Below are 11,897 nucleotides of genomic sequence, written 5' to 3' on the forward strand. Positions count from 1 at the left end.
AGACTCAGTCGTGGGTCGTCGCCAGCAGCCGCGCCCCGAGCCGTCGGGCGAGCCCCTCGGCCCCGTCCTGCATCACGGCGTGGTGGTTCCAGGCGAACAGCGGCCCCGCGACCGGGGCGACCAGGGCCATCCAGCGCCGCACGGGGCGCACCCGCCACTCGTAGCGCACCCGGGTGACCTGCCCCTCCTCGCTCAGCCGCCAGCGGCCGGCTCCCTGCACGTCCCCCCGGGCCACGCCCTCGATCAGCCGGCCCGGCAGGACACGGGTCACGCGGACCTCGAAGCACAGGCGGTAACCCAGCCGGCTCTGCCAGGTGTAGCGATAGACGCGGCCGATCCCCTCACGGTCGCCCGGCGCCAGCTCCTCCACTGCACGCAGGCTCTTCCACCAGGCCGGCCAGCACTGCGATTCCGTGATCGTTCGGTACACATCGTCGATGGGGGCCTCGAGCCACCAGGTGGTGACGAACCGCAGCTCTGTCATGGGTGGGCTCCTGCGCATCGTCCGGGACGGGGAGTCAGGGCGTGAAGAAGCCGGTCGGCAGGTCGGGGTCGATGACGATCTCCTCCAGCCGCACTCGCTCGATCTCCTTGCCCCACCGGTCGGTGCTGATGACCCGGCGCGGAAACAGCGTCTCGGCGTCGAGCCACAGCTCATAGCCGGCGACCTCCCCCACGCGATGCCCCGCGTCGCCCTGCACGACCAGGTGGTGGCTGCGTCGGCCATCGATCGGCGCCTCGCCCAGCAGACGCAGCGTCCCCTGCCGGTGCAGGCGCTGCACGTTGCGCAGCAGGGAGGCGACGTCCGACTGGTCCACCCGGTGTCCCCGGGCGCTGCGCACCAGCGGGTTGAGGGGACTGAGGGAGAGGCCGGCCCGCCGCTCGGGCGACCCGAAGGGCCACAGCCGGACCCGCCGTGTCTCGGGGCTATAGATCACCACGGCCCCCGGATAGGGCGAGACCAGGTCCATGCGGATGAAGCCCGGGCGGCGATAGGCATAGCGGATCACCTCCTCGCCGCGTCGCCCCTGGCTGCGCAGGACCAGACGATACGCGTTCACCTGTTCGACACGGGCCAGCGCCGCCGAGACCGGGTCGGGCGCCTGGCCGAGGGCCACCATCAACAGCAGTTCCGGCAACATCATCTCCCTCCTGCGACGCCCTAGGCCGCACCAGCGCCCAGCCGGGCCCGCTGACGCCGCCACGCCGCGGGCGGCTGGCCGACTTCCCGGCGGAAGGCACGACTGAAGGCGGATTCGGACTCGTAGCCGACCTCCAGCGCAATCGAGGCGACCGGTGCGCTGGAGTGGCGCAGCAGCCCGGCGGCCACCTGCATGCGCCACTTGGCGAGGTAGTGCATCGGCGCATGGCCGGTGAAGCGGGCGAAGCGCTCGTGCAGGGACGAACGTGACAGGCCGACGTGATCGGCGAGCCGGTCGATCGTCCAGGCCTCGGCGGGCCGGGCGTGGAGCAGCGCCAGGGCACGCCCGACATAGCGGTCGTTGAGCCCGGCCAGCCAGGTCGGCGGCCCCTCGGGCAGGTCGTCGAGGTAGCGACGCACCAGCGCGACGAACATCGTCTCGCTCAGTCGCTCGAGCAGCGCCTCCCCGCCCGGCCGCTTGAGGGTCGACTCCGACAGCGCGAAGCGGATGAAGTGGGCGATCCAGTCATCGTCGTCGGCCTGCCCGGCAGGCACATGCAGCAGCTGGGGGAGGCTGGCGAGCAGCGGGTTGAAGGGGTGGGCATCGCAGCCGAAGAAGCCGCACACCAGGGTCGCCCCGTGCCGGTCGCTGGCCGGGTCGAGTCGCGACATCGACAGCGCGGCGCCGCGCTGGCTGGCGAAGAACGGCAGCTGCTCCGGGCGGGGTAACCCGTAGGGGCGCATGTCCACCTCGCCGCGCAGGCCCGGCTCGCTGGCGATCACATGGCGGTCGCCGTGGGGAAACATGACCACGTCGCCTGCCTGCAGCTGCACCGGCGCCTGGCCGACCACCATGGTCCAGCAGCTCCCCTGGGTCAGCACATGGTAGGCCATGACGTGCTCGATGCCCGGCATGATCAGCGCGGCGATGGCCCTGGCCGGGGGCGACTCGCTCACCCAGCGGTCATTGCCCTCGACATGGTAGAAGACCGCGCCCCGCAAGCGGATGCTGCGCAACACCTGGGACAGCGTGTCCTGACTCATGGCCACCTCGTCGGTGGGGGAAAATGCGTCGAAGCCTGCCTCACTCAGTATCGCGGACGATGCCCCTCATCGCCATGACAAACCGGATTCCCGGACAAGTCCGTCGGAGTCGGGGTCAGTCGCGCCACCACCCGGCGTCGCATACTTCAGCAGTGGCCCTTGCCATCGTCATTCCCCTTGACCCGGAGAGACCCATGGAAACCCTGACCTATCGCACCCTGGACGGCTCCCTGGCCGCGCTGCCCCCCGAGGAGGCCGAGGCACTCGCCGCCGGCATCCGGGGCGGCGTCATCACCCCCGCCGATGCCGACTACGCGGACGCCCGCCGCGTCTGGAACGGCATGGTCGATCGCCATCCGGCGTTGATCGCCCGCTGCCTGGGCAGCCAGGACGTGCGCCGTGCCATCGACTTCGCCCGCGACCACCGCATGCTGGTGAGCGTGCGCGGCGGCGGCCACCATATCGCCGGCAATGCCGTGGCCGAGGGCGGCCTGGTGATCGACCTCTCTGCCCTGCGGGGCGTGCGGGTCGACCCGCAGGGCCGGACCGCCCGTGTGGGCGCCGGCGCCCTGCTCGGCGACGTCGACCACGAGACCCAGGCCTTCGGCCTGGCCACGCCGCTGGGCATCAACTCCACCACCGGGGTGGCCGGGCTATGCCTGGGCGGCGGCTTCGGCTGGCTGACCCGCCAGTACGGCCTGACCATCGACAACCTGCTCTCCGCCGACATCGTGACCGCCGACGGCCAGCTGCACGTGGTCTCGGCCAGCCAGGAGCCCGAGCTGTTCTGGGCCCTGCAGGGCGGCGGCGGCAATTTCGGCGTGGTCACCTCCTTCGAGTTCCGGCTCCACCCGGTGGGCCCCCAGGTGCATGCCGGCCTGGTGGTCTATCCCTTCGCCCAGGCACAGCAAGTGTTGAGGGCCTGGCGCGACTTCAGCGCCGGGGCGCCGCGCGAGCTCAGCGTCTGGACGATATTGCGCAAGGCACCGCCGCTGCCCTTCCTGCCCGAGTCGATCCATGGCCAGCCGGTGGTGGTCTTCGCCCTGGTCCATAACGGCGCCCTCGAGGAGGGCGAGCGCCTGGCGGCCCGGGTGCTCGAGTTCGGCGAGCCGGTCGGCAGCATGCTCGGCATCCAACCCTATGCCGGCTTCCAGACCGCCTTCGACCCGCTGCTCACTGCCGGCGCGCGGAACTACTGGAAGTCCCACAACTTCCAGGCGGTTTCCGATGCGCTCATCGACACGGTGATCCGCGGGGCCGAGGCCCTTCCCGGGCCCGAGTGCGAGGTCTTCATCGCCCAGCTCGGCGGTGCCGCCGGCGAGGTCGCGGTGGCGGACACCGCCTACGCCGGCCGGGATGCCAACTTCGTGATGAACGTGCATGGCCGCTGGCAGGACCCCGCCGAGGATGACCGGGTGCGGGAGTGGGCACGGGGCGTCTTCCGTGACACCAGCCCGTTCGCCACCGGCGGCGGCTACGTCAACTTCCTGACCGAGGACGAAGCGGGCCGGGTCGACAGCGCCTATGGCCAGAACTACGCCCGGCTCCAGGAGGTCAAGCGCCAGTACGACCCCGACAATCTCTTTCGCATCAACCAGAACATCGCGCCCGCGGTGCTGGCCAGGACGGCATGACCCCGCCCGGGCCGGCAGCCCGCTGCCGGCCCGGGCCCCTTATGCCTGGCAGGCACGCAGGTGCCGGGAAAGCTACGGGGCCTCGTAGGGCCGGGCCTGCACCTCGTCGGGGCCGTGGCGATTGAGGATCTCTTCCGCCTCCGGCTGCGACGTCTCGGGGACGATCACCTTGACTTCGTTGGTCTCCTTGTCGAGGAACAGCTTCTCCCGAGGATAGCCCTCGGAGACCAGCTCATCGAAGGCGTTGGCGGCCTTGTCGATGCTGCCATAGGCAGCCGTAACGGTCTGTGTCATGTCACCCTCCGCAACAGGGGGTTGGAGTGTCCGGCACCGGACGGCACCGGAACGCGACGAGAGGGGCGCGCCCTCCCCTGCCTTCAGTGTAGTTATAGCTGTTCTTCCGCCACCGGCCAGGCGATCCGCGCGGCACTTGTCCCGGATCAAGCCGGCGCCATGGAAGGCGAGCGGAACCAGGCTCGAGGACTATGCTGGGGAGACATGACGCCACGAGGTCGCCGCGCATGGAAATACTCCGCAAGAGCCGCCGCGAGGCCCGGGAAACGGTGCTGGACGATTACCCGTCGGCCTGTGCCGGCTTTTCCTGGGACGAGGCCCGGACCTGGCTCGACGGCCTGCCCGGCGAAGGCGGGTTGAACATCGCCCACGAGGCGGTGGATCGCCACGCCACCGGCGAGGCCGGCGAGCGCACCGCGATCCGCTGGCTCGGCAAGGCGGGGGCGCGGCGCGAGATCCGCTACCGCGAGCTGGCCGAGCTCAGCGCCCGCTTCGCCAACGTGCTCGGCGAGCTGGGCGTGGCCCGCGGGGCCGGCGTCTTCCTGCTCGCCGGGCGGATTCCCGAGCTCTACCTGGCGGTGCTCGGGGCGCTGAAGCACGGCGCCGTGGTCACTCCGCTGTTCTCCGCCTTCGGCCCCGAGCCCATCGCGACGCGGATGAATCTCGGCGAGGGGCGGGTACTGGTGACCACCACCAGCCTCTATCGTCGCAAGGTGGCCGCGATCCGCGACCGGCTGGAAAGCCTCGAGCACGTGCTGGTGGTCCGCGACGACGACCAGGCGTTGCCCGAGGGCACACGGGAGCTCGGGCCGCTGCTCGACGCGGCCTCGCCCGAGTATGCGATCCCGGCCACCGACCCCGAACAGCCGGCCCTGCTGCACTTCACCAGCGGCACCACCGGCACGCCCAAGGGGGCGCTCCACGTCCACCAGGCGGTGGTCGCCCATCACGCCACCGCTCGCTTCGCCCTCGACCTGCGCGCGGGCGATGTTTTCTGGTGCACGGCCGACCCCGGCTGGGTCACCGGCACCTCCTACGGCATCATCGCCCCACTCTCCCTCGGCGCCACCCTGGTGGTCGACGAAGCGGAGTTCGATGCCGAGCGCTGGTACCGGATCCTCGAGGAGGAGGCGGTCAGCGTCTGGTACACCGCCCCCACCGCCGTGCGGATGATGATGAAGGGCGGCTCCGAGCGGGCCCGCTCCCGGGCCTATCCGTCGCTGCGCTTCATTGCCAGCGTCGGCGAACCGCTCAATCCCCAGGCCGTGCACTGGGGCGTGGAGGCCTTCGGGCTGCCGATCCACGACAACTGGTGGCAGACCGAGACGGGCGGGATCATGATCGCCAACTTCGCCTGCATGGACATCCGGCCCGGCGCCATGGGCAAGCCACTGCCCGGCATCGAGGCCGCCGTGCTGCGCCACCTGCCCGACGGCGGCGTCGCGCGGGTCGACCATCACGACGAGGAAGGCGAGCTTGCCCTGCGCGTCGGCTGGCCCTCCATGTTCCGCACCTACCTGCACGAGGAGGCGCGCTACCGGCGCTGCTTCGTGGACGGCTGGTATCTCACCGGTGACCTGGCCCGGCGCGACCCCGAGGGCTACTTCTGGTTCGTGGGTCGCGCCGACGACATGATCAAGTCCGCCGGCCACCTGATCGGCCCCTTCGAGGTGGAGTCGGCGCTGATGGAGCACCCGGCGGTGGCCGAGGTCGGGGTGATCGGCAAGCCCGATCCGGTGATCGGCGAGATCGTCAAGGCCTTCGTGGCCCTCAAGCCGGGTCATGCGCCCGACGAGGCGCTGCGCCGCGAGCTACTGGGTTTCGCCCGCCAGCGCCTGGGCCCGGCGGTGGCGCCCAAGGAGATCGAGATCCAGGCCTCGCTGCCCAGGACCCGCAGCGGCAAGATCATGCGTCGCCTGCTCAAGGCCCGGGAACTGGGCCTGCCGGAGGGTGACACCTCGACCCTGGAGACCTCACGATGAACGCCTCGCCTCCCCAGGAAGGCCCCGATACCCGGCCCGCCATCGGCGCGGCCGGCCTGGATGACCCCGACCGGGCCCGGGCGCTGCTGTGGCAGATGCTCCGCATCCGCCGCTTCGAGGAGAAGTGCGCCGAGCTCTACAGCGCCGGCAAGATCCGCGGCTTCCTGCACCTCTATATCGGCGAGGAGGCGATCGCCGCCGGCGCCATGCCGGCCCTGGCCGAGCGGGACAATGTGCTGGCCACCTACCGCGAGCACGGCCATGCCCTCGCCCGCGGCGTTCCTGCCGGGGCGATCATGGCCGAGATGTACGGCAACCAGGAGGGCTGCAGCCGTGGCCATGGCGGCTCCATGCACCTGTTCGACGCGAGCCGGCGCTTCTTCGGCGGCAGCGCCATCGTGGGGGGCTCCCTGCCGCTGGCGGTGGGCTATGCCCTGGCCGACCGGCTGGCCGGGCGCGACAGCGTCACCGCCTGCTTCTTCGGCGACGGCGCCGTGGCCGAGGGGGAGTTCCACGAGTCGCTCAACCTCGCCGCCCTCTGGCAGCTGCCGGTGCTCTTCCTGTGCGAGAACAACCGCTACGCCATGGGCACCGCGCTGGAGCGCCACCAGTCCCAGGTCGACCTGGCCGCCAAGGCCGCCAGCTACCGCATGCCCAGCGAGTCGGTGGACGGCATGGACGTGGTGGCGGTGTCCCGGGCCACCGAGGCGGCGGTCGACCAGGTGCGCGCCGGCCAGGGCCCCATGTTCCTGGAGTACCGCACCTACCGTTTTCGCGCCCACTCGATGTTCGACCCCGAGCACTACCGCGACAAGGCGGAGGTCGCGCAGTGGAAGAAACGCTGCCCCGTCGAGACCTTCGCCCGGGACGCGGTGGCCTGCGGGCTGCTCGCCGCCACGGTGCGTGACGAGATCGAGCGCGAGGTGGCCGAGGAGATCGACGCCGCCGTGGCCTTCGCCGAGGCGGGCACCCGGGAGCCAGTGGAACAGCTCTGCCACGACGTCTATGCCCGCCAACCACCGACTGGCACGGAGGTGCGGCCATGACCACCCAGACGATCGCCTACCGCGAGGCCCTGCGCCAGGGGCTGCGCGCGGCCCTGGCCGGCGATGAGCGGGTCTTCCTGATGGGCGAGGACGTGGGTCGCTACGGCGGCACCTATGCGGTCAGCCACGGCCTGCTGGAGGAGTTCGGCGAGGCGCGCATCCGCGACACCCCGCTCTCCGAGTCGACCTTCACCGGCGCCGGCATCGGCGCGGCGCTCAACGGCATGCGTCCCATCGTCGAGATCATGACGGTGAACTTCAGCCTGCTGGCCCTCGACCAGATCATCAACAACGCGGCAACCCTGCGGCACATGTCCGGGGGCCAGTTCAGCGTGCCGCTGGTGATCCGCATGACCACCGGCGGCGGCCGCCAGCTCGCCGCCCAGCACTCCCACAGCCTGGAGGGCTGGTATGCCCATATCCCGGGGCTGCGCATCGTCGCCCCGGCGACCCACGAGGACGCCCGCGGCATGCTGCTCACCGCCCTGGAGGACCCCGATCCGGTGCTGATCTTCGAGCACGCCCTGCTGCTGGGTGTCGAGGGCGAGGTCGAGGGCAAGGTGCAAGGGGTGGACATCGACCATGCCTCCACCCGCCGCGAGGGCAGCCAGGTCAGCCTGATCACCTACGGCGGCATGTTGCACAAGAGCCTCGCGGCCGCCGAACAGCTGGCCACCGAAGGCATCGACGTTGAGGTGCTCGACCTGCGCACCCTGCGTCCACTGGACGACGCGGCGATCATGGCCAGCGTGGCAAAGACCCACCGGGTGATGGTGATCGACGAGGGGTGGCGTAGCGGCAGCCTGTCGGCCGAGATCATCACCCGCATCAACGAGCAGGCCTTCTTCGAGCTGGATGCCCCGCCGGCGCGGGTCTGCAGCCAGGAGGTACCGGTGCCCTACGCCAAGCACCTCGAGGACGCGGCGATCCCCCAGGTCGAGGATATCGTCGCCGCCGTCCGCCGGCTGCTCGGCTGATGCATAGCAAGCAAGAAAGAGGGAGTCACCGATGAGCGAGTTCCGCATGCCCTCGCTGGGCGCCGACATGGAGAGCGGTACCCTGGTCGAGTGGAACATCCAGCCCGGCGATCGGGTCGAGCGCGGACAGATCGTCTGCGTGGTCGAGACCCAGAAGGGCGCCATCGACGTGGAGGTCTGGGAGACCGGCACCGTGGAGCGGCTGGTGGCGGAGGAAGGCCAGAAGGTCCCGGTGGGCGAGGTGCTGGCGGTGATCCTTGGCGAGGACAAAAAAGCCGAAGGCGAAAAAGCCGAGGACAAAAAAGCCCAGGGCGAAACAGCCGAAGGCGAAAAAGCCCAGGGCGAGGCCGCCGGCCAGGAGGCGCCGGCCGAGCACCCCACACCCGAAGCGCCCCGGGCGCCCGACCTCTCACCGCCGCCTACGACGGCGGCGCCGGACGTGGCCGCCGGCGAGCGGCTGCGCATCTCCCCGGCCGCGCGCAAGCGGGCCGCCGAACTGGACCTCGACCCGGCAGGCGTTCGCGGCAGCGGTGTCGGGGGCAGCATCACCCTGGAGGATATCGAGCGCGCGACCCGGCCGGCCGCGGAGGAGCAAGCCGCCCCTTCCTCCCGGGTAGTCTCTACGTCCGACACCCACGCCGCCATGCGCCAGGCCATCGCCGCCGCCATGGCCCGTTCCAAACGCGAGATCCCCCACTACTACCTGGGCAACACCCTCTGCGTGGAACCGGCGATGGCCTGGCTCGAGGCCCATAACGCCGAACGCCCGGTGGCCGAGCGGCTGATCTTCCCGGTGCTGCAGCTGCGCGCCGTGGCGCTGGCGCTCGAGGCGGTGCCGGAGCTCAACGGCTGGTATCGCGACGACGCCTTCCAGCCGGCCGAGGGGGTGCACCCTGGGGTGGCCATCGCCCTGCGCGGCGGCGGGCTGGTGGCCCCGGCGCTGCACGACGCCGACCGGCTCGCGCCGGACGCCATGATGGCCGCGCTGCGCGACCTGCTGACCCGCGCCCGCCAGGACCGGCTACGCAGCTCCGAGCTCACCGCCGCCGGCCTCACGGTCACCAACCTGGGCGACCTGGGCGTGGAGAGCGTCCAGGGGGTCATCTACCCGCCCCAGGTGGCGCTGGTCGGCTTCGGGCGCATCGCCGAACGGCCCTGGGTCCGCGACGGCCAGGTGGTGGCCGCCCGCTGCCTGCACGCCTCGCTGGCCGCCGACCACCGGGTCACCGACGGCGCCCTCGGCGCGCGCTTCCTGACCCGACTCACCGACCTGCTGACGGAGCCCGAGCGCCTATGGCCCACCTGAGCCGCGACACCCTCCGCGAGACCGTCGTCGACTGTATCCTGGCGGTGGCCCCCGAGGCCGACGTCGACTCGCTGCCCCCCGGCCGCCCCTGGCGGGAGGCGCTGGAGATCGACTCCTTCGACTTCCTCAACATCCTGGTCGACCTCGAGAAGCGCCTCGGCGTCAGCGTGCCGGAGAGCGACTACCACGAGCTCGCCACCCTGGACGGCCTGATCGACTACCTGGAGAGGCGGCTCACCGCCTGAGCCAGGGCCGCCAAACAAGGCCGGCCATCGAGAGCGCCAGGCCGGTCAAGATCGCCTTCGCAGCGCGCATGGCGTTGGCCTCCCTCAGCGTCCCCGCTCGTGCAGCTGCCAGTCGTTGTCGGTGAGCGGCTGGCCCCCCTCGGGGGTGACCCGCACGGTGTCGCTGAGGCCGATGCCCCACTGCCCCGGCAGCCGCAGGCAGAGCGGCAGGTGGAAGACCATGTCGGCGGCGAACTCGCGATGCTGGCCGCGGGCGATGTAGCCGGTGCCCTCGACCCAGCTGGGCGGGAACTGGGCCCCCACCGCATAGCCGAACACCCCCGAGAAGAACACGCGCTCGGCGTGGGGGGCGAGCACCGCCTCGGCGGCACGGGCGGCATCATCGAAGCTGTGGCCGGGGCGCATCGCGGCGGTCAGCGCCTCGAACATCTCGCGACAGACATCGCGCAGCGCCTGCATCTCGGTGCTGGCCCGGCCGGCCACGGCGGTGCGCATCATCGGCGCGGTGTAGCGGTGAAAGGCCGAACCGAACTCCAGGAACACCGGTTCGTCCGCGGCGATCGCATGGCGCTTGTGATTGACGTGGATGACGCTGATGCGCCGGCCGGTGGTGACGATAGGCTGCAGGCTCATGAACTCGCTGCCGGCCGCCAGCAGCGCCCGGCTGCCTTCCGCCGCGACATCGTTGTCGGTGACACCGGGCGCGATGACCTCGATGGCCGCCCGCAAGCCGGCGGCGGTGATCCGCGCGCTCTCGCGCAGGCAGTCAAGCTCCGCCGGCGTCTTGACGATGCGGATGCGGTCGAGCAGCTCGCCGCCGTCGTCGCGGAAGCGCCCACTGCCCAGGCGTGCTTGCAGCTCACGGATGACGCCGAAGCGCAGGCCGGCCCCGAAGACATCCAGGCCGATGGCATGGAAGGGGGCGAGGATCTCGGCCAGCGGCGCGATCACCTCCTCGATGCCTTCCCAGCGATAGCCCAGGATCTCGTCCACCGAGGCGGTGACCACGGCCGGGCCGGTCTCGATGGAGGGCACCTGCAACACCAGCCGGTCGTCGGAGACGACCAGGCAGGTGTAAACCGAGACCTCGAAGGTGTGGTAGCCGGTCAGGTAGAAGATGTCGGCGGGGTCGGTCAGCAGCAGCGCCTCGAGCCCGGCGGCCTGCATGGCCTGTCGCACGCGGCGGCGCCGTGCCGCGAACTCCTCGGCGGCAAAGGGCAACTCGCTCTCGGCGAGGCAGTCGGCCAGCGCATGGCGGTAGGCGTGATGATCCATCGGATGACGCTCCTGGGTGGACGAGACTCCCTGCCAGTGTAGTCATGACGGCCGTCAGGTCCCCCGGGAATCGCGGCAAAATATCCCTGTTCGCCTCCGCCCCGGTTTCGTAGAATCCAGCCTCGTGTTTCGACGCCACAGGACAATGCAATGGGCAGGGCCTTCCAGAACCGCAAGGAATCCATGGCCAAGACGGCCGACGCCAAGACCAAGGTCTACAGCAAGTACGGTCGCGAGATCTACGTCTGCGCCAAGCAGGGCGGCACCGACCCCTCGGGCAATCTCTCCCTGCGCGGCCTGATCGAGCGCGCCAAGAAGGACCAGGTGCCCAGCCACGTGATCGACAAGGCCCTGGACAAGGCCTCCGGCGTGGGTGGCGAGGACTTCTCTCCGGCCCGCTACGAGGGCTTCGGGCCGGGCAATTGCATGGTCATCGTCGAGTGCCTGACCGACAACCCGAACCGCACCTTCGGCGACGTGCGTGCCTGCTTCACCAAGGCCAAGAGCAAGCTCGGCACCCCCGGCAGCGTCAGCCACATGTTCGATCACTGCGCCATCCTGGCCTTCCCGGGCGATGACGAGGACGCCACGCTCGAAGCGCTGATGGAGGCCGATGTCGACGTCACCGACATCGAAAGCGAGGACGGTCATATCACCGTCTTCGCCCCCCATACCGAGTATGCCAAGGCCAAGCAGGCGCTGCTCGATGCCTTCGGCGAGCTCGACTTCGAGGTCGACGAGATCCAGTTCGTGCCCCAGACCGTGACCCCGGTCGAGGGCGACGACGTGGCGATGTTCGAGAAGCTGCTCGACACCCTCAACGACCTGGACGACGTGCAGAACGTCTTCCACAACGCCGAGATAGCCAGCGAGGCGTGAGGTGCCGCCGGCCAGCATGTAGGCGATGCCCATCGACTCGGCCTCGAACGGCTCCTTGTTCTGCCAGGTCTGTC

Annotated in this window: 12 protein-coding genes; 7 read left to right on the plus strand and 5 right to left on the minus strand. The window is 70.5% G+C overall.

Going from position 1 to position 11,897, the window contains the following annotated elements; translation table 11 throughout:
• Window positions 1-4: 4 nt before the first annotated feature.
• From OP498_RS04420 to OP498_RS04430, 3 genes are read right to left on the minus strand one after another with little or no spacing between them, the layout of a single operon-like run.
• Window positions 5-484, minus strand: coding sequence for an SRPBCC family protein (locus OP498_RS04420; protein WP_280552736.1), 480 nt, complete (start codon window positions 482-484; stop codon window positions 5-7).
• Between the two features lie 34 nt (window positions 485-518).
• The gene (locus OP498_RS04425; RefSeq protein ID WP_280552737.1) at window positions 519-1,142 is read right to left on the minus strand and encodes a hypothetical protein; all 624 of its coding nucleotides are present in this window, start codon (window positions 1,140-1,142) and stop codon (window positions 519-521) included.
• Between the two features lie 20 nt (window positions 1,143-1,162).
• Window positions 1,163-2,185, minus strand: coding sequence for an AraC family transcriptional regulator (locus OP498_RS04430; protein ID WP_280552738.1), 1,023 nt, complete (start codon window positions 2,183-2,185; stop codon window positions 1,163-1,165).
• A 194-nt stretch (window positions 2,186-2,379) separates the two neighbouring features.
• Here OP498_RS04430 and OP498_RS04435 point away from each other — a divergent pair, with 194 nt between their 5' ends.
• A complete protein-coding gene (locus OP498_RS04435; protein ID WP_280552739.1) occupies window positions 2,380-3,819 on the plus strand; it encodes an FAD-binding oxidoreductase in 1,440 nt (479 codons plus the stop codon).
• Between the two features lie 72 nt (window positions 3,820-3,891).
• Here OP498_RS04435 and OP498_RS04440 read toward each other — a convergent pair whose 3' ends face one another.
• Window positions 3,892-4,113, minus strand: coding sequence for a hypothetical protein (locus OP498_RS04440; RefSeq protein WP_280552740.1), 222 nt, complete (start codon window positions 4,111-4,113; stop codon window positions 3,892-3,894).
• Between the two features lie 227 nt (window positions 4,114-4,340).
• Here OP498_RS04440 and acsA point away from each other — a divergent pair, with 227 nt between their 5' ends.
• The 5 genes from acsA to OP498_RS04465 are packed head-to-tail and all read left to right on the plus strand — an operon-like array spanning window position 4,341 to window position 9,669.
• Window positions 4,341-6,095 (plus strand): acetate--CoA ligase, encoded by a 1,755-nt coding sequence (acsA, locus tag OP498_RS04445; protein ID WP_280546179.1) that lies wholly within the window; start codon window positions 4,341-4,343, stop codon window positions 6,093-6,095.
• Window positions 6,092-7,141 (plus strand): pyruvate dehydrogenase (acetyl-transferring) E1 component subunit alpha, encoded by a 1,050-nt coding sequence (gene pdhA, locus OP498_RS04450; protein WP_280552741.1) that lies wholly within the window; start codon window positions 6,092-6,094, stop codon window positions 7,139-7,141. Before acsA ends, pdhA begins: the two co-directional genes overlap by 4 nt.
• Window positions 7,138-8,118 (plus strand): alpha-ketoacid dehydrogenase subunit beta, encoded by a 981-nt coding sequence (locus OP498_RS04455; RefSeq protein ID WP_280552742.1) that lies wholly within the window; start codon window positions 7,138-7,140, stop codon window positions 8,116-8,118. Before pdhA ends, OP498_RS04455 begins: the two co-directional genes overlap by 4 nt.
• A gap of 31 nt (window positions 8,119-8,149) precedes the next feature.
• Window positions 8,150-9,424 (plus strand): dihydrolipoamide acetyltransferase family protein, encoded by a 1,275-nt coding sequence (locus OP498_RS04460; protein ID WP_280552743.1) that lies wholly within the window; start codon window positions 8,150-8,152, stop codon window positions 9,422-9,424.
• Window positions 9,412-9,669 carry an acyl carrier protein gene (locus tag OP498_RS04465; protein ID WP_280552744.1) on the plus strand — a complete coding sequence of 86 codons (258 nt, stop codon included), beginning with the start codon at window positions 9,412-9,414 and terminating at the stop codon, window positions 9,667-9,669. Before OP498_RS04460 ends, OP498_RS04465 begins: the two co-directional genes overlap by 13 nt.
• A gap of 84 nt (window positions 9,670-9,753) precedes the next feature.
• Here OP498_RS04465 and OP498_RS04470 read toward each other — a convergent pair whose 3' ends face one another.
• On the minus strand, window positions 9,754-10,944 hold the full coding sequence (locus OP498_RS04470; protein WP_280552745.1) for a Xaa-Pro peptidase family protein: 1,191 nt from the start codon (window positions 10,942-10,944) through the stop codon (window positions 9,754-9,756).
• 150 nt (window positions 10,945-11,094) lie between these two features.
• Here OP498_RS04470 and OP498_RS04475 point away from each other — a divergent pair, with 150 nt between their 5' ends.
• Entirely contained in the window at window positions 11,095-11,823 is a 729-nt protein-coding gene (locus tag OP498_RS04475) for a YebC/PmpR family DNA-binding transcriptional regulator (protein WP_280552746.1), read from the plus strand.
• Window positions 11,824-11,897: the final 74 nt, after the last annotated feature.

Source organism: Halomonas sp. 25-S5 (genome assembly GCF_029889845.1).
In the GTDB taxonomy this organism is placed as follows: Bacteria; Pseudomonadota; Gammaproteobacteria; order Pseudomonadales; family Halomonadaceae; genus Halomonas.

Excerpts from the sequence above, each read along its gene's own strand:
- OP498_RS04420 (WP_280552736.1), bottom strand. The coding sequence starts at position 484 with ATGACAGAGCTGCGGTTCGTCACCACCTGGTGGCTCGAGGCCCCCATC.
- OP498_RS04425 (WP_280552737.1), bottom strand. The coding sequence starts at position 1,142 with ATGTTGCCGGAACTGCTGTTGATGGTGGCCCTCGGCCAGGCGCCCGAC.
- OP498_RS04430 (WP_280552738.1), bottom strand. The coding sequence starts at position 2,185 with ATGAGTCAGGACACGCTGTCCCAGGTGTTGCGCAGCATCCGCTTGCGG.
- OP498_RS04435 (WP_280552739.1), top strand. The coding sequence starts at position 2,380 with ATGGAAACCCTGACCTATCGCACCCTGGACGGCTCCCTGGCCGCGCTG.
- OP498_RS04440 (WP_280552740.1), bottom strand. The coding sequence starts at position 4,113 with ATGACACAGACCGTTACGGCTGCCTATGGCAGCATCGACAAGGCCGCC.
- acsA (WP_280546179.1), top strand. The coding sequence starts at position 4,341 with ATGGAAATACTCCGCAAGAGCCGCCGCGAGGCCCGGGAAACGGTGCTG.
- pdhA (WP_280552741.1), top strand. The coding sequence starts at position 6,092 with ATGAACGCCTCGCCTCCCCAGGAAGGCCCCGATACCCGGCCCGCCATC.
- OP498_RS04455 (WP_280552742.1), top strand. The coding sequence starts at position 7,138 with ATGACCACCCAGACGATCGCCTACCGCGAGGCCCTGCGCCAGGGGCTG.
- OP498_RS04460 (WP_280552743.1), top strand. The coding sequence starts at position 8,150 with ATGAGCGAGTTCCGCATGCCCTCGCTGGGCGCCGACATGGAGAGCGGT.
- OP498_RS04465 (WP_280552744.1), top strand. The coding sequence starts at position 9,412 with ATGGCCCACCTGAGCCGCGACACCCTCCGCGAGACCGTCGTCGACTGT.
- OP498_RS04470 (WP_280552745.1), bottom strand. The coding sequence starts at position 10,944 with ATGGATCATCACGCCTACCGCCATGCGCTGGCCGACTGCCTCGCCGAG.
- OP498_RS04475 (WP_280552746.1), top strand. The coding sequence starts at position 11,095 with ATGGGCAGGGCCTTCCAGAACCGCAAGGAATCCATGGCCAAGACGGCC.